General features: G+C 72.1%; 16 protein-coding genes and 3 pseudogenes. 6 read left to right on the top strand and 13 right to left on the bottom strand.

Annotation, left to right across the window (positions count from 1 at the left end):
• Window positions 1-447 carry an Lrp/AsnC family transcriptional regulator gene (locus ACWIHT_RS30190; protein WP_262061820.1) on the bottom strand — a complete coding sequence of 149 codons (447 nt, stop codon included), beginning with the start codon at window positions 445-447 and terminating at the stop codon, window positions 1-3.
• A gap of 126 nt (window positions 448-573) precedes the next feature.
• Between ACWIHT_RS30190 and ACWIHT_RS30185 the strand changes: the two genes are divergently transcribed.
• Both ACWIHT_RS30185 and ACWIHT_RS30180 read left to right on the top strand, forming a co-directional pair.
• A complete protein-coding gene (locus tag ACWIHT_RS30185; protein WP_456171437.1) occupies window positions 574-1014 on the top strand; it encodes a rhodanese-like domain-containing protein in 441 nt (146 codons plus the stop codon).
• Window positions 1015-1108: 94 nt separating this feature from the next.
• The gene (locus tag ACWIHT_RS30180) at window positions 1109-1627 is read left to right on the top strand and encodes an immunity 21 family protein (RefSeq protein ID WP_456171436.1); all 519 of its coding nucleotides are present in this window, start codon (window positions 1109-1111) and stop codon (window positions 1625-1627) included.
• A gap of 76 nt (window positions 1628-1703) precedes the next feature.
• Here the strand turns inward: ACWIHT_RS30180 and ACWIHT_RS30175 are convergent, their stop codons facing one another.
• Window positions 1704-3395, bottom strand: a complete 1692-nt coding sequence (locus ACWIHT_RS30175; protein ID WP_456171435.1) for a DUF885 domain-containing protein — start codon at window positions 3393-3395, stop codon at window positions 1704-1706.
• 32 nt (window positions 3396-3427) lie between these two features.
• Window positions 3428-3922, bottom strand: coding sequence for an Lrp/AsnC family transcriptional regulator (locus ACWIHT_RS30170; protein ID WP_262061824.1), 495 nt, complete (start codon window positions 3920-3922; stop codon window positions 3428-3430).
• Between the two features lie 60 nt (window positions 3923-3982).
• Here ACWIHT_RS30170 and ACWIHT_RS30165 point away from each other — a divergent pair, with 60 nt between their 5' ends.
• Window positions 3983-5254 (top strand): trans-sulfuration enzyme family protein, encoded by a 1272-nt coding sequence (locus ACWIHT_RS30165; protein ID WP_456171434.1) that lies wholly within the window; start codon window positions 3983-3985, stop codon window positions 5252-5254.
• Here ACWIHT_RS30165 and ACWIHT_RS30160 read toward each other — a convergent pair.
• The 5 genes and pseudogenes from ACWIHT_RS30160 to pdxR all read right to left on the bottom strand — a co-directional run bounded on the left by ACWIHT_RS30160 (window position 5223) and on the right by pdxR (window position 14172).
• Window positions 5223-6674 carry a GNAT family N-acetyltransferase gene (locus ACWIHT_RS30160; protein WP_456171433.1) on the bottom strand — a complete coding sequence of 484 codons (1452 nt, stop codon included), beginning with the start codon at window positions 6672-6674 and terminating at the stop codon, window positions 5223-5225. The two genes, ACWIHT_RS30165 and ACWIHT_RS30160, sit on opposite strands and share 32 nt — an antisense overlap.
• Before the next feature lie 144 nt (window positions 6675-6818).
• Entirely contained in the window at window positions 6819-9479 is a 2661-nt protein-coding gene (locus ACWIHT_RS30155; RefSeq protein WP_456171432.1) for a DUF7825 domain-containing protein, read from the bottom strand.
• Window positions 9476-10884 (bottom strand): annotated as a pseudogene (locus ACWIHT_RS30150) (SWIM zinc finger family protein). Before ACWIHT_RS30150 ends, ACWIHT_RS30155 begins: the two are co-directional and overlap by 4 nt.
• A 141-nt stretch (window positions 10885-11025) precedes the next feature.
• Entirely contained in the window at window positions 11026-12609 is a 1584-nt protein-coding gene (locus ACWIHT_RS30145; RefSeq protein WP_456171431.1) for an alkaline phosphatase D family protein, read from the bottom strand.
• A gap of 105 nt (window positions 12610-12714) precedes the next feature.
• Window positions 12715-14172 (bottom strand): MocR-like pyridoxine biosynthesis transcription factor PdxR, encoded by a 1458-nt coding sequence (pdxR, locus tag ACWIHT_RS30140; RefSeq protein ID WP_456171430.1) that lies wholly within the window; start codon window positions 14170-14172, stop codon window positions 12715-12717.
• On the opposite strand from pdxR, the pseudogene ACWIHT_RS30135 reads away from it, so the two are divergent.
• A pseudogene (locus ACWIHT_RS30135) lies at window positions 14163-15056 on the top strand (DMT family transporter); the annotation flags it as partial. The gene pdxR and the pseudogene ACWIHT_RS30135 overlap by 10 nt on opposite strands.
• A 45-nt stretch (window positions 15057-15101) precedes the next feature.
• On the opposite strand, the gene ACWIHT_RS30130 reads toward ACWIHT_RS30135, so the two are convergent.
• Together ACWIHT_RS30130 and ACWIHT_RS30125 are read right to left on the bottom strand one after the other, a co-directional pair.
• Complete coding sequence (locus ACWIHT_RS30130) at window positions 15102-15932, bottom strand: alpha/beta fold hydrolase (protein WP_456171429.1); 831 nt, start codon at window positions 15930-15932, stop codon at window positions 15102-15104.
• Between the two features lie 111 nt (window positions 15933-16043).
• On the bottom strand, window positions 16044-16697 hold the full coding sequence (locus ACWIHT_RS30125; RefSeq protein WP_456171428.1) for an NADPH-dependent F420 reductase: 654 nt from the start codon (window positions 16695-16697) through the stop codon (window positions 16044-16046).
• Between the two features lie 109 nt (window positions 16698-16806).
• Here ACWIHT_RS30125 and ACWIHT_RS30120 point away from each other — a divergent pair, with 109 nt between their 5' ends.
• Both ACWIHT_RS30120 and ACWIHT_RS30115 read left to right on the top strand, forming a co-directional pair.
• Entirely contained in the window at window positions 16807-17691 is an 885-nt protein-coding gene (locus ACWIHT_RS30120) for an RNA polymerase sigma-70 factor (RefSeq protein ID WP_456171427.1), read from the top strand.
• A 239-nt stretch (window positions 17692-17930) separates the two neighbouring features.
• Window positions 17931-18692 carry a GntR family transcriptional regulator gene (locus tag ACWIHT_RS30115; RefSeq protein ID WP_456171426.1) on the top strand — a complete coding sequence of 254 codons (762 nt, stop codon included), beginning with the start codon at window positions 17931-17933 and terminating at the stop codon, window positions 18690-18692.
• 181 nt (window positions 18693-18873) lie between these two features.
• Here the strand turns inward: ACWIHT_RS30115 and ACWIHT_RS30110 are convergent, their stop codons facing one another.
• The 3 genes and pseudogenes from ACWIHT_RS30110 to mug form a co-directional block, all read right to left on the bottom strand.
• Entirely contained in the window at window positions 18874-20028 is a 1155-nt protein-coding gene (locus tag ACWIHT_RS30110) for an ROK family transcriptional regulator (protein ID WP_200711069.1), read from the bottom strand.
• 144 nt (window positions 20029-20172) lie between these two features.
• Window positions 20173-20247: pseudogene (locus tag ACWIHT_RS30105) on the bottom strand (DNA-binding response regulator); the annotation flags it as partial.
• Window positions 20248-20296: 49 nt separating this feature from the next.
• Window positions 20297-20818, bottom strand: a complete 522-nt coding sequence (mug, locus tag ACWIHT_RS30100) for a G/U mismatch-specific DNA glycosylase (RefSeq protein ID WP_456171557.1) — start codon at window positions 20816-20818, stop codon at window positions 20297-20299.
• Window positions 20819-20846: the final 28 nt, after the last annotated feature.

The raw sequence follows: 20846 nt of genomic DNA, 5'->3' as shown, positions 1-20846 counted from the left end.
TCAGTGACCGAGCGGGCGGCGGGGGAGCGGTGAGGAGTAGACGACGCTGGTGGTGACCGAGCCCAGCGCGCCGATCTTCCCCGACACCTCCTCCAGGTGGCGCATCGAGCGGGCCGCGACCTTGATCATGAAGCAGTCGTCGCCCGTGATGTGATGCGCCTCCAGGATCTCCGGCGTCACCGCGACCAGGTCGTGAAACGGCTTGTAGTTGCCGTTCGGATAGCGCAGCCGCACGAACGCCAGGATCGGCAGGCCGAGCCGCTCCGGGTCCACGACCGCCGTGTACCCCTGGATCACCCCCGCCTCCTCCAGCCGCCGCACCCGCTCGGTGACCGCGCTCGCGGACATGGACACGGCCCGGGCCAGCTCGGCGAAACCGGCCCGGCCCTCCCGCTGGAGGACGTCGAGGATGCGCCAGTCGGTGGCGTCCGGGGAATACGTGGTCATAGCCGAGAAATAGCAGGGGAATCCCCGGCAAATCAAGCCGGACGCCGGGAATCGTCACTTCAGGCGACAGGCCGACGACCGTAGATTTCCGGGTGTCAGGACACCTCGGTGAAAGGCCGGTCAGCCATGAGCAGCACCACCCCCGCGGCAGCCGCCGCCCACTTCCGCGCGAGCCTCGCCTTCCACAGCGATGTCTCCGATGTCGCCGCCGCGCTCGCTTCCGGCGATCCCGCCTTCGTCCTCGTGGACTCACGCTCCACCGAGTCCTGGGGCCAGGGGCACATCCCCGGAGCGGTCCACCTCCCCACCGCACTCATTCCCGAACAGGCCGGGCGGCTCCTCGACAGATCCGTGCCGGTGGTGACGTACTGCTGGGGCCCCGGCTGCAACGGCGCCACCCGCGCGGCCCTCGCCCTCGCCGAACTCGGTTACCAGGTGCGGGAGATGCTCGGCGGCTTCGAGTACTGGGTGCGCGAGGGCTTCGAGTTCGAGACCTGGCAGGGGCGGGAGCGACGCTCGGCCGACCCGCTGACGGCGCCGGTGGACGCGGCCGACTGCGGCTGCTAAAGCTGCGAACGGGCTCTGCCCGCAGGAGAGTTGGCGGCGCGCGCGGCGGCTCGAACCCTGAACATGTGGGCTCGCTGTGCGTTAGGTTCTGCCCATGGCGCTATACGCGGAGCCGGGCACGGCGGTGCAGTGGGTGGAGTCGGGCGGCGGGCCGCTCATAGCGGTACCGGAGACGGTGCTGCCGTTCTGGACGGGAGCCGACGGCGACGAACTGGCCTCGGACTACGACCGGGCGTGCGAGGTCGGCGGATACGTCGGCCTGCTGCCGGTGGGGGACAGCGCGGCCCTGGTCCTGGGCGACGAACCCGCCTCGACGGCCTTCCTGCCGGAGCACGGCACGTTCGTACGGTGGTGTGCCGCGGACTCCGAGGACGAGGTGCTGGCCGGAGTGCCCACCGCGCTCGCCACCGCGACCTGGGAGAACGAGGTGCGGTGGGACGTCCCCGGACCGCTGGTGCTGTTCGACTCGGCGTGGCCCGGGCGGGACTCCGAGGGCACCGAGCACCTGAAGGTCGACCTGGAACCGGGACGCTACGCCGTCCGCGCGGGCCGCGCCCAGCCGGGCCCGGAGACCTGGCTGGGCCTTGTGCAACTACGACGGCTTCCCAACTGACCTGGGGGTGACGGGACTTCGGCCTCAGGCGCCAACTGCCCTGAGGCCGAAGGGACGTCCGCCCCAGGCATCGGCGTCAGAGCTGTGACAGCTCGTCCACCAGGTCGTCCAGGCCCAGCGAACCCTGCGACAGCGCGGCCATGTGCCACGCCTTCAGGTCGAAGTCGTCGCCGTGCCGCCGCCGCGCGTTCTCGCGGCCCAACAGCCAGGCCCGCTGGCCGAGTTTGTAGCCGATGGCCTGGCCCGGGATCGTGAGATAGCGGGTCAGCTCGCTCTCCACGAAGTCCGCCGGACGGCTGCTGTGCGCGCCGAAGAACTCCTGCGCCAGCTCCGGCGTCCACCGCTCACCGGGATGGAACGGCGAGTCCGCCGGGATCTCCAGCTCCAGGTGCATGCCGATGTCGACGATGATCCGGGTGGCCCGCATCATCTGCCCGTCCAGGAAGCCGAGTCGCTGCTCCGCGTCCTCCAAGTAGCCCAGCTCGTCCATCAGTTGCTCCGCGTACAGCGCCCAGCCCTCGGCGTTGGCGCTGACCATGCCGACGGACGCCTGGTAGCGGGACAGGTCCTCGGCGACATGCGCCCACTGGGCGAGCTGGAGGTGATGGCCGGGCACGCCCTCGTGGTACCAGGTCGAGACGAGGTCGTAGACCGGGAACCGCGTCTGCCCCATCGTCGGCAGCCAGGTGCGGCCCGGCCGCGAGAAGTCCTGCGAGGGTGACGTGTAGTACGGCGCCGCCGCACTGCCCGGGGGCGCGATCCGCGACTCCACCCGCCGTACCCGCTCGGCGAGTTCGAAGTGGGTGCCGTCCAATTCCTCGATCGCCCGGTCCATCACACCCTGGAGCCACTCGCGGACCTCGTCGACACCCTCGATGTGCCGACCGTGCTCGTCGAGGTGCGCGAGGGCCACCCACGGGGTCTCGGCCCCGGGCAGGATCTTCTCGGCCTCCCGCTTCATCTCCGTGAGCAGCCGGTGGTACTCGGACCAGCCGTACGCGTACGCCTCGTCGAGGTTCAGGTCCGTACCGTTGTAGTAGCGCGCCCAGCGCGCGTACCGCTCACGGCCCACCGTGTTCGGCGCGCCCTCGATCGCCGGCGCGTACACATCTCGCAGCCAGTCCCGCAGTTCCACCAGGGCCGCGGTCGCCCCGCGGGCGGCCTCGTCCAGTTCGGCGCGCAGGGACTCGGGTCCGGCCGAGGCGAAGTCCTCGTACCAGCCGCGACCCTCGCCGTCCGGGTCGGACCACTCGGTGAGCTGGTCGATGAAGGTGGCCGTCGGGCGCGGGCCCGCGAACAGCTTGCGGTCCAGGCCCAGTTGGAGGGACTCGCGGTAGCCGGCCAGCGCGCTGGGCACCGCGCGCAGCCGCTCGGCGATCGCCGCCCAGTCCTCGTCGGACTGCGCCGGCGTCAGCGTGAACACATCACGCACTGTGTGCGCGGGGGTGTGCATATTGCCCACCTCGCGCAGCCCTTCGTCGGTGTCGTGCACGCCGAGTGCGGCGGTCAGCCGCTCGCGCAGCAGGCGCGCGCACCGGCGCTCGACACCACTGTCCGCGCCGGGCCGGCGCTCTGCCTCGTCGAGCTTCGCGAGGGTCGCCCGCTGAAGCTCCGCGAGTCGTTCCTGACCTGCGGGGGAGAGGTCGGGCAGCCTGCTCGAACTCTCCTTCACGCCGAGATACGTACCGATGACCGGGTTGAGGGCGATGAGATCGTCGACGTAGGCGTCGGCGACCTGCCGGGGCAGCGGAGTGTTGGTCTGCGACATGGAGACCATCCTCATACCTGGGACTTCCCCCGTCACCCCGATTCAGCCACGGGCGTGGCAAGGGGCAGCAAGGGCCCGCAGTCCCACTGCTGGAAGATCAACCGGGTCTCCACGCGCGCCACTTCCCGCTGTGACGTGAACTCGTCCAGGACCAGCCGTTGCAGGTCCGCCATGTCCGCGACGGCCACATGGACGAGATAGTCGTCCGGCCCGGTCAGATGGAACACGGTCCGCGACTCGGGCAACGCCCGCACCCGCTCCACGAACGGCCCCACCAACTCCCGTCGGTGCGGCCGGACCTGCACCGACAGCAGCGCCTCCAGACCGCGCCCCAACTTCGCCGGATCGAGCCGCAGTTGATGCCCGAGGATCACCCCGGCCCGGCGCAACCGCGCCACCCGGTCCAGACACGTCGACGGCGCGACCCCGACCTGCGCGGCCAGATCGCGATACGTCGCTCGGGCGTCGTTCTGCAACAACCGCAGCAGATGAAGATCCACCGGATCGAGTACGACTGAGTCGGTCATCCATCGAACGTAACACGGAGATTTGCGCCGCGGACCCGTCCGTTGTTCACCCTTGCCTTCATGGACACAACGAGCCCGCACCCCTTCCCGGCCCGGAGAGCACTGGACACCGAAGCCGTGCACGCCGGCCGTGACGACCTCGCCCGGCGGGGCCTGCACGCCCCGCCCATCGACCTGTCGACCACCTACCCGTCGTACGACAGCCGTGGCGAGGCCGCCCGCATCGACGCCTTCGCCACCACCGGCGCCGAACCCGACGGCCCGCCCGTCTACGGCCGCCTCGGCAACCCGACCGTCGCCCGCTTCGAAACCGCCCTCGCCCGCCTCGAAGGCACCGACAGCGCGGTCGCCTTCGCCAGCGGCATGGCGGCCCTGACCGCCGTCCTGCTGACGCGCGCCTCAATGGGGCTGCGCCATGTGGTGGCGGTACGACCCCTCTACGGATGCAGCGACCACCTGCTCACCGCCGGACTGCTCGGCTCCGAGGTGACCTGGACCGACCCGGCCGGCATCGCCGACGCGCTGCGCCCCGACACCGGTCTTGTCGTCGTCGAGTCACCGGCCAACCCGACCCTGACCGAACTCGACCTGCGCGCCGTCGCCCACTCCTGCGGCTCGGTGCCCCTCCTCGCGGACAACACCTTCGCCACGCCCGTCCTGCAACGCCCCGCCGAACACGGCGCGCGCCTCGTCCTGCACAGCGCCACCAAGTACCTCGGCGGACACGGCGACGTGATGGCGGGCGTGGTGGCCTGCGACGAGGAGTTCGCCGGGCGACTGCGCCAGATCCGCTTCGCGACCGGCGGCGTGCTGCATCCCCTGGCCGGCTACCTGCTGCTGCGCGGCCTCGCGACCCTCCCGATCCGGGTACGGGCCGCATCCGCCACCGCCGCCGAACTCGCCCGCCGCCTCTCCGCCGACCCGCGCGTCACCCACGTCCACTACCCGCGCATCGGCGGCGCGATGATCGCCTTCGAGACCCACGGCGACCCCCACGAGGTCATCGCCGCCGTCCGCCTCATCACCCCGGCGGTGAGCCTGGGCAGCGTGGACAGCCTGATCCAACATCCGGCGTCGATCAGCCATCGGGTGGTGGGCGAGACGGACCGGCGGGGCGCCGGGGTGAGCGACCGTCTGCTTCGGTTGTCGGTGGGCCTGGAGGATGTCGAGGACCTGTGGGCAGATCTGGACGGCGCGCTAGCGCCGTCCCTCGGGGCCGCGGGGCTGTATTCATCTGCGGCTCCGCCGCGGGGCGCGACCAGCCACAGTGCACCCGCACCCGCCGACTCAGCCGCCATTGCTACGGCGCTTCGGCCCTCCCGAACTCCGTAACGTCCACGGAAGCCACCGCTGTCTCCAACCGCGCCGTGACCACCAACGTCCCCTCCTCGATCTGATAGTCGAGCGGCAGCTCAAGCCCCCGCATCGCCGCCACCATCCCCGTGTTGGACGCCTGCGTCACGGCATACACGCTCTCGCAACCGGCCTCGACAGCCATCCCCACCAGCCGCCCCAGCAACTCGCTCCCGATGCCCCGCCGTTGCCAGTCGTCCTCGACGAGCAGCGCGACCTCCGTCTCGTCCCCGTCCCACAACAGGTGCCCGAGTCCGACGATCCGCCCCGAGGCCGTCTGTACGGCGAGCGTCCGGCCGAAGCGCGGGGAGAGCAGGTGGTTGAGGTAGCGGTCGGCGTCACCGACCGGCCCGTGGTACCGCATCCCGAGCGTCCGCGCGGAGCAGCGCTCGTGCATCTCCCGGGCCGCCTCAAGATCGCCGGTGTCCGCGCGCCGCACGGTGATCGCGTTGCCCTCGGGCAGCGTCAGTACGTCCTGGCTGCGCGGGATGCGCGGACCGAGCCGGGCGTCCAGCTCCACCAGCGCCCGCGCCCGGGCGAACTCGGTGGGCGTGAACGGCAGATACGGCCGCTCCACGGTGATCACTCCGCCTTCCGGCGCCCGCAGGCGCATGACCGTGTCCTCCAACGCCCCTTCCGTCGGCACAGACTCCGGCTCGCGTCCCTTGCCCGAAGCGGTCGCGGGCAGCGAACGGATGGTGCACCGGCCGAGCAACTGCCGCAGCGCCAGCGGGAGTTCCGCCGCGTCGAGGGCCGTGCGGGTGGCCAGGCCCAGGACGCGGGTCGGCGCGTCCACCAGATCGTGGGCGTCGGCCCGCTCGATCCAGGTACTCGAACCGCCGGCCGACGCCACCAGTCGGGTGATCTCGGACGCCGCGACCTCACCCGGCGCCCGCAGCAGGAACTCGTCCACCGTGCCCTCGGCCAGCGGATGCGTCTGGAGGCTCAGGATGTCGACCTGCCGTCCGGCCAGCGCCGTGCACAACACGGCCAGCGATCCGGGCGCGTCCCGCACCGTGGTCCGCATCCGCCACAGCGCGGCGGGCTCGGTGACGCCGTCGGGCGCCACGGACGACTGCTGGGACTCCGACTCGGACCCGCGCGGGGACTCCGATTCGGAGGGCCCGGCCTGCCGCACCTGGGCGGCCGACCGGGCACCGGTATCGCCCGTAGGAGGTGCGTGACCGTGGCGGCGTGACCACCATGTGTGGAACCCCGCCGTGGCGATCAGCGCCAGCGCGGAGATCGCCAGCAGCGCCGGCCCCCCGGGACCGTGCCCCACCAGATTCGCCACGACGTCCGCCACCGCCACCGCAGTGAACAGCGCCGCCAGCTCCACCAGGTCGCGCCGCCAGTGGTGCACCGGACGCCCGTGCCTGGCTCGCGTCACATCAGACATGTCTCGACTCATGCAACCACTGTGGAGGAAGGGTGTTGCGTGATCACGAACGCTCTGTGACCGACCGGTAAAAGCGTGGTTCTGTACCTTTTGCAGTTCTTTTTACGAGTCTGCTGCCCGGAAGGTCAGCCCCGGTGCCCTACGTCATGCGGCCACCCCCACCACCAGCGCGCTGCGCAGCCGACGTGCCTGCGTGACCAGTCGGGACGAGCCGGTCCGGTCCGCCGTCTGCGCCAGATGCGGCAGCTCGCCCCGCGCCCCTGACCGCTCCGCGCACTCGGCGGCCACGGCGAGCAGGTCCCCGAGCCCCCGCGCCAGCGCGGGCTTGATGTCGCCGTCGAGACCGGCGAGCAGCGCGGCCAGGGTGTGGCGGAGGATCCCCCATATGCTCGTGTTCGCCCCGGTGGCGGCCCCCGTCCGCATCGACTCGGCGAGCCGCGAGGGCTTCACCGCCCCGCTGCGCACCAACTGCCCGAGATCCGTGCCCAGCCGGTCCCCGTCCAGCTGTCCCCGTGCCGCGAGCACCAGCAACGCGTCCACCGCGGCGAGCCGGTCCTCGGGGTGCCGGGCACCCAGTCCGTACGCCAGACACAGGTGCGTCGCCTCACCGGCCGTGCCGCCGGACTCGGCCAGCGCCGGGAGTACGCCGGCCGCGCCCCGGGCGTCGTCCACGGCCGCGGTGGACATCTCCCGCACGATCCGCACCGCCACCAGCTCGCGCAGTTCGGGGAGTATCGCGAGCCAGTGCTGCTGCATGTTCCGGTTCCAGTGGTAGCAGTGCCAGCGCTCGCCGTAGACCGTCGTGGGCTGCCCCAGCTCCCGGTATCCCGCCGGGAAGTCGGCCTGTAGCGACACGAGTTCACCGAATTCGAGCTGGACGCGGGCACCGGTGGACCGTCGTCGGCCGGCGGGCAGCACGGGTTCCCCGGACGACAGCCATCGCGCGAGCCGGACGCCCTCGGCCGTACCGAGCGCCGCCGCGCGCTCGGCTGCCGCCGCTGCCGCCGCCCGGTCTCCACGGCGCACCCGCAGCAGCGACTGCGTGAAGTCCGCCGCCGAGACCCGCGCACCCAGACGCCGATAGGTGTCGAGCCTGGCCACCAGTTCGTCCGGCTCCAGCAGGCCGGTACTCCAGCTGGGGGTCGACAGCAGGAACGGCAGCGGCTCCGCGCGGATGCGGTACGCCACCTCCCAGACGCGTGCCTCGAAGGCACTGGACAGCGGGCTGTGTCCGCACACCCGGGACCGGGAGCCGCCGTGCTGGACGGCGTCGTGGAGTGTGGCGGTGTGCACCTTGCCCCGGAGGGTGGCCAGCAGGAGGTCGAGGCTCTCCGCCACGCTGTTGAATCCGTGGTGATTCCTGCTGAAGCGGTTGTCCACACGGACGTCGTCCGGATCGGAGCCGCCCCACCAGAGGCGCGCGCACACCGGCCCCAATGCCTCCAGCAGCGCGTCCCGGTCCTGGTAGGCGTGGCGGACGAGTCCGTCCAACGCGCGCTCGAAAGCTGTCACATCGCCGTTGGACGCCAGCAACGCCCCTACTTCCTCGGCGAGTTCGACCGCCGACTCGGGAGCCGGCGCCAGGCGGACCGGCGTCGGAGGCGGCGGAAGCACTTCCTCGTGGACAGCCGCCGCCGCGACCGGCGCTGCCCCCAGCGACGCGACCGCACGCGCACGCAGCGCCGGGACCAACTGGTCGGCAGCCGCCGCGAGTTCGGCCCGGATCTCGGGGGAGTCGACCTTCTTGAGGTGCCGCTCGACCAGTTTCAGCGCCCGTTCCTGCACGTCCGTGTCCTGGTGCCCGAGGGCGACGGAGAGGGCGGGCAGTACCTCGGTGGCGGCCGACGCGTCCCGTGCCAGCACCTTTCCCAGCAGCACGAGTTGTGCTCGGACGAGCTTCTTCTCGGACCTGAACAGCACCGCGTCGGACATCTCGGCCAGCCGACGCGGCGTCAGCTCCCCGTCCAGCGCCAGGGATCCGAGCACCGTCTGGGCGTGCGAGGCCACGGTGGGCACCGCGTCCGAGGCCAGGGCCAGCCAGTCGGCGATGTGCTCCCGCTCCTCCTCACGGGTGAGGGCGAGTCCCTTCAACACGCGCAGGAACGCCCGGTGGTCGAGCGTCGAACCGCCCCGCAGCAGCCGGGCCACACAGGCGTCCACCGTCCGCTTCCGGTCCAGGGCGCCTTCGACGGTGAGCCGGGCGATCGCGTCGACCCAGCCGTCCATGTCCTCCGCCGAGGACCACTCCATGGGACCGGCGACATCGTTCGTCTCGAAGAGCGCGGCCATCAGCTCCGCGAGGTGAGGATCCCTGCGCAGCCGGTCGAACAGGGTGTCCCCGCGCTGCCACAGCTGACCGGTGTGCGCCACCCAGGCCTGCACATAGGTCTCCGTCGTCGGCACCGGACAACCGGAGAGCCGGACCAGACCGGCCATCAGCTCGTACGACACACCGGCGGAGGCCGGACGCCCGGCGAGGCGGTGCGTCACATCGGCCAGCCAGGACGAATCGCGGTCGCCCAGGACATGGACCAGCAGCGCCGCCGACGACTGCGACCAGCGCATGTCACTGCCGGCGATCCAGCTCACCGCAGCGGCCGCCCCCGTCTCACAGGCGGCGCCGGCCGCGTGCAGCGTGGGATAGGCATGGCGGGACGCATGTCCCCACGGTGCCGCGCGCAGCTCCTTGCGGAGATCCTTCAACTCCGGCAGGAACGCCCGGCGTTCGGGATCCGTCAGCCCGTCGAGCAATCCCACCACCTCGGCGGTCCGCCCCGCCCGCACCGCTTCCATCAGCGCACTCATCGCACACCCCCGTCGACCCGCACCGTGTCCCGCTCCACCGCGGCACCCCGCCGCACCATCCGTACCGCCAGCGCGTGCTTGCACGGCCCGCGCCCGCCCCGGTACCTCGCCCACCACACACAGCTGCAACTCAGCACCCCCACCTCGTCCCGCACCCGGTGCACATGACCGTCCTCGGCGGTCACCGTGCCGATCGCGCCCTCCAGCCGCACCGCGCCCGCGGCCACCAGCGCGAGAGCCGAGCTCAGCCGCGGGTTGTGCCGCTCCACGCGCCGCGCGTCGTACGGGAGTTCACGGTGGAAGTAGGCCGCCTCCGCCGTGTCGTAGCCGACCCGCCCGGAGGTGCCCAGGCGGATCAGCGCGGCGCGGACCCGCTCGGGGGTGAGTCCCGAGGAGGCGGCCAGGTCGGCGACGTCGATGCGGGGCTCCCAGGCCAGCAGCACGGCGATCAACTCGGCGTCCTCTCCGGCCTCGTCGGCCGCGAGTGCGTCCAGGACCCCGCCCTCGCCGGAGAAGCCGCGCGACGCGTCCGGCGACAGCGTGAGGGTAAGCCGCATCCCCGGCAGGACGGCCTCCCAAGCACCGGCGGTGGCGGCGCCGCCGATGACGGAGGGGCCGTAGATCCGCAGGGCCGTCGCGTGGCGCAGGACCCTTTGGAGGGCGATCAGCCGCTCCGGGCCCGGCAGGCACACCGCACCCGGGACGGGACGGGGCGGGTGGTGGGGCGCAGACCGCGGCCCGCCGGTACGACCCAGCGGGGGCCGCTCGTGGTGCCGCGCGCGCCGGCCTTCGGGAGCGAGCGCAGGAAGCGGACCGCCTCCGCCGCGGGCAGCTCGGCCCGCAGGTCGAAGCCTGCCGCTATGACCTGGGCCTCCGCGAAGCCGCGCAGCCACCGGTCCGGGAGCGGCACCTTCTTCTCCAGCACCGGACCGCCCAGCGTGGTCACGGCCAACTCCTCGGGGCCGACCCGCAGATGGAGCGGATCGTCCGAGCCGATCCGGGACAGGGCCTCGCGGAGGGGATTGTTGACGTCGACGTTCGTCGTGCCGTGTCCCACCTCGCCGCCGTCGAGACCGGGGCCGAGGATGTCCAGTCGCGCGTACACCCCGCCGCACCCGGAGAAGGACTCGAAGCGCAGCCGGTCACCGCCCGCCGTCACCACCGGGTCGAGCGAGGCGGCCAGTTGGCGCTGGTAGTACCGGGCGCCCGCCACGTCCGCCACCGCCAGCAGCGCCGACGAGGCGACCTGAGGCGAGGTCAGGAAGCCCGCGAAGAAGCGCGGATGGTCGGTGACACCCGAAGGAGTCGCGCCTTGTGAGGTCTCCAGCCCGAGGCGCCGTCCACCCTCCGACGACTCCAGCGCGGAGGGTCGGCGATAGGTCACGGCCTGCAAAGATCGCGTCATGGAAAAACCGTAGAGGCCGCCACTGACAACCGGCCTGACCTGCGAAAACGCGGCTCTGGGCGCGGATGTCGGCGTGCTGCGGAAGGCACCGCGCACCGGGGGATGACGCCGGTGCGCGGTACAGGTCCGAGGGTAGTGGAGTTACTGGCCGACGCGTCCCGGCTGAAGGGTCCGCGCGAACAGCACGGTGCCGTCCGACTCCCGCAGACGCACCGTCAGTTCCCCGCTGTGGCCGTCGATGTCGACCTCGCCGAAGAACTGGTAACCCTCGGCCGGCGACACGTTCTGCGCGGTCGGCGCCTTCACGAACACCCGCTCGGGACCGAAGGTGTTGTCGAGCGCGCTGGCCGGGAAGGCGCCCGCGTTCAGCGGACCGGAGACGAACTCCCAGAACGGCTCGAAGTCGGTGAACGCGGCCCGCGAGGGCTGGTAGTGCTGGGCGGAGGTGTGGTGCACGTCCGCCGTCAGCCACACGGTGCCGGTGATCCGCCGGTGCTTGATGTACCGCAGCAGCTCGGCGATCTGAAGCTCACGCCCCAGCGGCGCGCCCGGGTCGCCCTGCGCGACCGCCTCGATGTTCGCCTTGCCCTCGGTGGCGTCGGGCACGACCAGGCCGATCGGCATGTCGGCGGCGATCACCTTCCACACCGCCCGCGACTGCGACAACTCCCGCTTGAGCCACTCCAGTTGCTCACGGCCGAGGATGCCCTGCGGGTCCACGGTCTGGTTGTCGGGCGAGTTGGCGTTGCGGTAGGTCCGCATGTCCAGGACGAACACGTCGAGCAGCGGACCGTGCCGCATCACACGCTGGACCCGGCCCTCCTTCGCGCCCGGCCGCAGCGTCGAGATCGGGAAGTACTCGCTGAACGCCCGCCTGGCGCGCACCGCCAGGGCGTCGACGCTCTTCTCCGTGTAGCGGGTGTCGGTGGCGGCGATCACCTCGCCCGGGTACCAGTTGTTGCGCACCTCGTGGTCGTCCCACTGGATGATCGAGGGCACCTGGGCGTTGAACCGCTTCAGGTTCTCGTCGAGCAGGTTGTAGCGGAAGTTGCCGCGGAACTCGGCCAGGGTCTCGGCGACCTTCGACTTCTCCTCCGTGGTGACGTTCCGGTACAGGCTGCCGTCGGGCAGGGCCTGCGTCGCCGTGATCGGACCGTCGGCGTAGATGTTGTCGCCGCTGCACACGAAGAAGTCCGGATCCAGCTTGGCCATCGCGTCGTAGATGCGGTAGCCGCCGAGGTCCGGGTTGATGCCCCAGCCCTGGCCCGCCAGGTCACCGGACCACAGGAAGCGCACACCGCGCCGCCCGGTCGGCACCGTACGGAACGTGCCGGTGACCGGCTCTCCGGTACGGCGCGGGTCGTCGGGGTCGGCGAGCAGGACCCGGTAGTGGATCTGCTGCCCCGAGGGCAGCCCGCGCAGCCGGGTGGTGCCGGTGAAGTCGGTGCCCGGGCCGAGCAGCGGGCCGTGCCACCGGTGCGGGTTGCGGAACGACTCCGAGGCCGAGGTCTCCACGATCATCCGGGCCGGGCGGTCCGAACGCACCCACACCAGACCGGAGTCGGAGGTCACGTCCCCCGCCTGCACACCCCAGCCCGCCTTCGGACGTCCGGACAGGGCGAAGGCCGGCGCGGCACCGAGGGTGGCGGGCACGGTCAGGGCCGCCGACGCGGCCAGGGTGCCGCGCAGGACGCTGCGGCGGGCGGGGAACGGACGTTGCGACATGGGGTTGCGCCTCCACGGACGGGATGCGGTCAGGGTGCACCGCCACAACTACTGGTGCGCCACAGCGCGCACGGAAACCACGGGTGAACAACGGAACGCCTGACATCAGAGGCCGTCCGGATGCAGGGCGCCGGCCATCAGACGTACACCCGCGCGGATCCGCCCCGGAGACAGATGCGCGTACCCGAGGACCAGCCGTACGACCGCGTCGTCGGCACGCGCGTGTGCGTAGGCGGTGAGCGGGCGCACGGCGACACCGGCGGCGGCCGCCCGTGCCAGGAAGTCGTCCTGGGGGCCGTACTTCTCCGGGAGTTCGGCGATGACGTGCAGTCCCGCGGCGATCCCGGTGACCCCCGCTCCGGGGAAGTGCTCCGCCAGGGCGGCGACCAGGGTGTCACGCCGCTGCCGGTAGGCGCGCTGGCAGCGGCGCAACTGGCGGTCGTAGTCGCCGCGTTCCAGGAAGCGGGCGAACAGCGCCTGGTCGAGGGTCGGGTGGCCGAGATCCATGGTCCGCTTCCGCTCGACGACCTCGTCGGCCAGGGACTCGGGCACCAGCAGCCAGCCGAGCCGCAGCCCAGGGGCGAGTGATTTGCTCGCCGAGCCCGCGTAGGCGACATGCTCCGGGTCGAGACCCTGGAGAGCGCCCACGGGGGCGCGGTCGTAGCGGAAGTCGCCGTCGTAGTCGTCCTCGAAGACCAGGCCGTCCACCGACCGCGCCCAGTCGAGGAGTTGGGGCCGCCGCCGCGCGGAGTAGGCGATGCCCGTGGGGAACTGATGGGCGGGCGTCGTCACCACGGCCCGCACGCCGGACGCCCGCAGGGGGTCGACCGCCAGGCCCTCGTGGTCCAGGGGCAGCGGTACGGTGCCGACGCCCGCCGCCGCGTACAGGGCGTCGTGCTGGGGGCTGCCGGGGTCCTCGACGCCGACGGTGCGTATCCCGCGCGCGTGGAGCACGGATCCGAGCAGCGCCGTCGCCTGTGCCACTCCGGAGACCACGATCAGCCGCTCCGGATCGGCGACCACACCCCGGCGGCGCGCCAGCAGTTCCGCGAGCGCGGTACGCAACCGGGGCAGCCCGCGAGGATCGGGATAACCGAGCAGCTCGTGCGGGGACTCCGCCAGCACACCGCGCTGCGCGGCGGCCCACGCGGAACGCGGGAACAGCGACAGGTCGGGAGTGCCGGGCACGAAGTCGACCCGGGCGCCGGGGGAGCGCGGTGCGAAGTCACGCGCGCGTGGCCGTGCCGCCCGCACGGCGCCACCCACCCAGGTGCCCGCACCCCGGCCACTGCGCAGATATCCCTCCGCCGTCAACTGCTCGTACGCCTCCGTGACCAGGCCCCGCGACACCCCGAGGTCGGCCGCCAGGTCCCGGCTCGACGGCAACCGCGTGCCCGGCGCCAGCCGCCCCGAGCGCACCGCCTCGCGCAACGCGGCCTGGAGCGAACGGCCACGCGTGCGTGCCGGTGCCGAGACGGCGGGCAGCAGCAACTCCCACGCGGCTGAACCCGTCAGGCCCTCCGGATCGGTCGGTCCCTCCGGATTGGTTCGCGATGACGTCATGGAAGTGGACCTTAAACCGGGCCACCGCGCGGCCTAGCGTCGCCGCCATGACCGCAACCGCCGCCCGCGGCGCCCCGCTCGCCGCCTTCGCCTGCGTCCTCGTCGGCGCCTCCTTCACCGCCAACAGCGTCCTCGGCCACTACCCGTACGCGGGCGGCCAGTTCCTGCGCTACGGCCTCGCCTGCCTGCTGCTGCTCCCCTTCACCGGCAAGGACGCGACAACCCGGCTGCGCGCGCTCACGCCCCGTCAGTGGGCCCGACTCGCACTCCTCGCGGCCATCGGCATGGCCGGCTTCAACCTGGCTGTCATCGCCGCCGAACACAGCGCCGAACCGGCCGTCCCGGGAGTCTTCGTGGGCTGCGCACCCGTGGTCGTCGCGACCCTCGTCCCGCTCCTGGAGGGACGCCGTCCGCGCAGGATCGTGCTCTACGGGGCGTCGCTCGTCGCCGTCGGCGCGTTCACCGTCCAGGGGTGGGGCCGTACGGACGCCGCCGGAATCGCCTTCTCCGGGTGCGCACTCGCGGGAGAGGTGGGCTTCGCGGTGCTCGCGGTACCCGTGCTGCGACCCCTGGGGCCGCGGTTGTTGTCGGCCACCGTGTGCGGTGTGGCCGCGATCGAGGCGGCGACGGCCGGGCTGCTCCTCGACGGGAGCGCCTGGCTGCGGCGCCCCGACGCCACCGAGGCCGCCGCGCTGCTGTGGCAGGCGGCGGTCGTCACGGTCGTCGGCTTCGTGTGCTGGTACATGGGCCTGCAACGGATCGGCGCGGAGCGCGCCACGCTCTTCTCCGGCCTCATCCCGGTCGCGGCGGCCGGAACCGCACCGCTCGTCGGAACGGGCTCCTACGGGGCCGCCCAGGCCGTCGGCAGCGCCCTCGTCGGCGTCGGAGTGGCCCTGGGATCGGGTGCGTCGACGCGGTTCCCGCGCCGGTCAGCGGCTTCCGTCGAGGATGACACGCGCGACCAGCGCCGGGTCGTCGCTCATCGGGCAGTGCCCGCAGCCGGGCAGCCGCACGAGCCGCGCCCGCGGGATCAGGTGCTTGGCCCGGACGCCCTGGCGACGCAGCAGCAGCCGGTCCTGGGTGCCCCAGGCCACGGTGACCGGCAGGCCGGGGAGGTCGTCGGTGAACCGGACGGTCGTACCGGCCCGGAGCGTGTCGTCGAACCCGGGGGCGTTGATCAGCGCGAGCGTCTCGGCGACCACGGCCTCGGGTGAACGGCGGCCGGGGCGGGCGTAGATGGTGCTCGTCAGGGCGGTGCGGCCGGCCACCGTGCGCGACAGCCGCTCGACCATCGGGAGCGGCATCCGCCGGGCGATCCGCCGCATGGTGAGCAGCACCCCGAAGGCGTAGCGGCGCTCGGCCTCGGACCAGAACCCGGCCGGCGAGAGGGCGGTGACGGACCGCACGACCTTCTCGCGGCCCAACTCCAGGGCCAGCAGACCGCCGAGCGAGTTGCCCGCGATGTGCGGACGGTCGAGCCCCAGCGCCTCGCAGAACGCGCTGAAGACGGCGGCCGTCGTGGACAGGTCGTACGCCAGCCCCTCCGGCAGCGCGGGCGAGGCACCGAACCCGGGGAGGTCCACGGCGATCACGTCCCGCTCGGTCGCGAGGATGTCCACCACCGGGTCCCAGGCCTGCCGGTGATGGCCGATGCCGTGCAACAGGAGCAGCGGTTCACCGCTGCCCACGCGCGCGTAGGACAGCGTCACGGTCCGCGGGCCGTGCGGAGAGGGGACCGGGAAGGAGACGGTGGCGGACATGGGGGTTGCTCCTCGTCTGGACTTGCTGACAGACGCCGTACAGGCCGTGTAGACAGCTTGTCAGCAAAAGCTACCGACTGGTAGCCCCCATTGCCGTGGACCTCGTGGACCTCAACGCGCGCTGCGCACCTCAAGGTTGAACTCGCCGTGCCCGAGGGTCCGGAACAGATTCACCCACAGCGGCAGCATCATCTCCACCGCGCGCGCCGACTCGATGCCGCCCAGATCCAGCACCCGGTGCGCGGGCCAGCCGAACTCCCCGAGCAGGGCCGTCACCCGCGCCTTGGCCTCCGCGTCCTCACCGCACACGAACACCTGGTGCTCGCCCGGCACCAGCGAAGGGTCCACCATCACCTGGCAGTTCACGGTGTTGAGGGACTTCACCACGCGCGCGTGCGGGAAGGCACGCTGGATCTGCTCGCCCACGCTGTCCGACTCCACCGGCGACAGCCTCAGCCGCCCGTCCTCGAACGCCAGGGGATTGGAGACATCGAGGACGACCTTGCCGTCGAGATGCTCCGCCCCGGCCGCCTCCAACGCGGCGAGCGCCACCCGGCCGCCCACCGCGTTCACGATCACCTCGGCCGCTGCGGCGGCCTCCGCGAACGTACCGGCACTCGCTCCGGCCCCCACGCTCTCGGCCCACTTCAGGGCGGCCGGATTGTCCTTCGTGCGCGACCCCAGGGTCACCTGGTGCCCCAACTCGACCAACTTGCCGCCCAGGGCCTGGCCGACCTCGCCCGTACCCAGCACCGCGTACCGCATCGCCACCTCCGGAAGGGGCCGCCGGACGCCGCCGGCCCGTGGCCAATTCTGCTCCGGGACACACGGTTTTCTCCTGGACAGGGCCGCACGCGTCGCATGGGATAGGACCGTGACCACCGACATGCCGACCGACGTCTTCGAAGACCACCGCCCCGTCCTCATGGGAGTCGCCTACCGCATGCTCGGGCGGGTGGCCGACGCCGAGGACGTGGTCCAGGAGGCCTGGCTGCGCTGGTCCGGAGCCGATCACCGCGCGGTCCGCGAACCACGCGCCTACCTGGTGCGCGTCACCACCCGCCTCGCCATCGACCGACTGCGCCAGATCAAGGCGCGCGGCGAGACCTATGTCGGCCCCTGGCTGCCCGAGCCGTACGTCACCGACTTCGGGGACACCGTCCCGGACTCCGCCGAACGGGCCGTCCTCGCCGACTCCGTGTCCCTCGCCGTACTCGTCGTCCTGGAGTCGCTGTCGCCGCTGGAGCGCGCGGTGTTCGTCCTCAGGGAGGCGTTCGGCTATCCGTACGCCGAGATCGCGGCCATGCTGGACCGCGGTGAGCCTGCTGTGCGCCAACTCGCCGGACGGGCCCGCAAGCACGTCGACGAAGGGCGCCCGCGCTACGACGTCGACCCGGCCCAACGCCGCGATCTGACCGAGCGGTTCCTCGCCGCGGCGGCGGAGGGCGACCTCGCGGGCCTGATGGAACTGCTCGCACCGGACGTCCGACTCGTGGGCGACAGCGGCGGCAAGACCAAGGCGCCGCTGCGGATCCTGGAGACTGCGGACAATGTGGGCCGCTTCCTGATCGCCGTCGCGGGCAAGGGCATCCCGGAACTCTCGTTCCGCTTCCTTGAGCTGAACGGCGGCCCGGCGGTGCTGATCCTTTCGGGTGACAAGCCCGACAGTGTCTTCCAGGTGGACGTATCCGCCGGACGCATCCGATCCGTGTATATCGTCCGCAACCCCGACAAGCTCCGGTCGCTGGCTTCCGTTTAGCCGAGCCACCGACAGGGCCCCCGTCTCGCGACGGGGGCTTTGCCGTCGTGTCACGAAACGCGCCCTTTACGAACGCCCTGTGAACGCTCCATGGCAACCGCTCTCTGTGTTGCCTGTGGGATCGAGGATTGGTCTTGACCAAGGGTGTGGGCCGTCCTATGGTCACTGATAAGTGAAACAACCTTTAATAAACAAGGGCGCTAAAACGCGGCCGGACCACGGCGATTGCGGAGGACAGGGTGGGGACCACGCAGTTGGAATCGGTGCCGGAGCCGAAGTACTGGCATCTCAAGACAGTGCTGAGTGAGGCACTGGACTCCGAGTTCTCCGTGGGCGAGATCCTGCCCAACGAGCGAGACCTGGCAGCCCGCTTCGGCGTCGCCCGGGCCACACTCCGGCAGGCTCTGGAACAACTCGAACTCGAAGGCCGGCTCCAGCGCCGGCGCGGTGTCGGTACGACCGTCGCGCCGCCGCGCGTGGGTGTCGCCGTCGGCACCGAACAGCACGCCTGGCCGGGTGCCGCGGAGGACGCCTGGCAGTCCGTCGACTGCGTGCTGGCGGCTCCGCCGGCGGCCGTCGCCGCGGTCCTGGAGACCGCTTCCGAGGAACTGGTGCACACGGTACGGCGCTCCCGGGTGAGCCACGGCCAGCCGGTCGCCGCCGAACTGCTCTACATCCCGGAGTCGTCGGTGCCCGACCTCTCCGCGATAGACACTCCGTCCGCGACGGCACGCGCGCGTGCGGTGCTGCGCGAGTTGCAGCGCCTCGACCTGGAGGGCCAGGACCGCGCCGTCGAACTCGGCTCGGCCCGCGCGGACGACGCCAAGGAGCTGGACCGCCTTCCCGGGGCACCGGTCCTCGTCGTCACGACCCGCTTCTTCGCCGAGGGCCGCACCGCCGCGGTCTCCGTAGCGACCTACCGCGCGGACACCTGCCGCCTGACCTTCGCCGACTCCGGAGGCGTGGAAATCCACCACGGCCCGGAACGCCAGGCTTCCTGACGGCAGTCACAGCTCAGCCGTAGCGCCCCGGAACTCCACCGGGGCGCTGGGCGTTTTCCTCTCAACGCCGGGGATGGCAGCGCCCCTTCAGGGGCGCGGGGCTGTGTCGATTCGCGGCTCCGCCGCGTGGGCGTGCCCAGCCACGACGGCGCCGCACCCGAAACTCAACCCCATCGCCAAGCTAGCGCCGCGTCACCGTGCCCTCGACCGCGAACAGTTGCTCCTCGACATGGTCGAGAGCGAGCCGCAGCGCCCCCGTGGCCGCGGCCGCCTCGCCGAGCAACGACAGGGCCACCTTCGGCGGACGCAGGCAATACCGCGCCAACTCCCGCCGCAGCGGCTCCAGTACGCCGTCCAGACCGGCCGCCCAACCACCCACGACGACCAGTTCCGGATCGAGGGCGAGGACGAGCGCGGCGACATCGTGCACAAGGCGCTGTATGAAGCGATCGACGGCCGCGCGGGCCCGCAGGTCGCCGTCGCGGGCCAGCGCGAAGACCTGCGCGACCGCCTGTTCGTCCAAGGGGTGCAGCGGCTCGTCGGTCGTGGACAGCAGCGTCTCCGGAGTCACGTCCCGGCCCAGCAGATGCAGCGCGCCGATCTCACCGGCCGCCCCGCGATACCCCCGGTGCAGCCGCCCCCCGATCAGCGAACCGGCGCCCGGGCTCAGCCCCGCCAGCACCATCACCATGTCGTCGGACTCGGTCGCGGCGCCCTTCCAGTGCTCGGCGACCGCCGCCGCGTTCGCGTCGTTCTCGACCAGGACGGGGCACTTGAAGGAGCGACTCAGCCGCTCGCCCAGGTGCAGTCCCGTCCACTGGGGCAGCGCGGTGCCCAGCCGTACCGTGCCGTCCGCCTCGACGATGCCCGGTGTGGCGACCCCCACCGCCCGCAGTGAGCCGCGCGCGACCCCCGCCCGGCGCAGCAGCTCGGCGACCGCGGTGCGCAGTCGCTCCAGCCGCTCGTCCGCCGAAGCCGTCTCGTCGACGTCCTTGGCGATCGCGCCGAGCACCCGGCCGTCCAGGTCGGCGAGGAGCACGGCGACGCGATGTGCGCCGATCTCCAGGCCCAGCAAGTGCCCGGCCTCAGCCCGGAACCTGAACCGTCGCGCGGGCCGCCCCTGGCGCCGTACAACGCTCTCGTCGGCCGCTTTCTCGACGACGAGCCCGGCCTCGATCAGTCCCTCGACGACGCCCTCCACGGTCGGCCGGGACAGACCGGTCACCCGGGTGATCTCCGTCAGCGTGGCGCAGTCCGTGGCACGCAACGCGTGAAGCACCACCGCGGAGTTGATCCTCCGCAGCAGCGAGGGGTCCCCGCCGGTCAGCCCCGCCAAGGTCTGTCCTCCCAGCTCGTGCGCGTGTTGGGCGGATCGTACTCGGCGCGGCGGACCCGGGCGAGTGCCGGGCGCCACGGACTTACGAGCCCCACCGGATCACCCGGGCGCCACGAACCCCGACTCGGACGCCGCGATCACCGCCCGCGCCTCCAGAACGGCCCGCGGGCCCGCGCGTACGAGGGGTTCGTCATCGGCCAGGAAAACGGTGACCGGCATCCGGTCACCTTGGATCGGCTCAGCCCCACCGTGACCCGCCGGACACGACCTAGCCCCGCGCGGCCTCCCGCAACCGCGCGAACTCCTCGGCCATCGTCGCCGCCGTCCAATGCGCGTTCAGCCCGCTCGGATTGGGCAGCACCCACACCCGCGTGCCCCCGAACACCCGCTCCTGCGGCCCCACTTGAGCCCGACGGTCGTCGAACGCGGCCCGGTAGGCCGTGACGCCCAGCACCGCCAGCCACCGCGGCTGCCACCCCGCCAGCTTCGACGCGAGCGACTGTCCGCCCTGCCGGTACTCCTCCGCGCTCAGCTCGTCGGCCCGTGCCGTCGCCCGTGCCACCACGTTCGTGATGCCGAGCCCGAACGACAGCAACTCGCCCTGCTCCGAGGGCTTCATGAGCCTCGGTGTGAAGCCGGACAGATGCAGCACCGGCCAGAAGCGGTTGCCGGGGCGGGCGAAGTGATGGCCCGTGGCCGCCGTCATGAGACCGGGGTTGATCCCGCAGAACAGGACACCGAGGCCGTCCGCGACGACGTCCGGTACGAGACGGTCGCGGGCGGCCTCCAGCTCGGCCTGGGTGAAGCGCTTCGGAGGC

Source organism: Streptomyces sp. NPDC002276 (genome assembly GCF_053891435.1).
The sequence above is the reverse complement of the archived record's forward strand: the minus strand, read 5'-3'. Positions and strand labels throughout refer to the sequence as shown.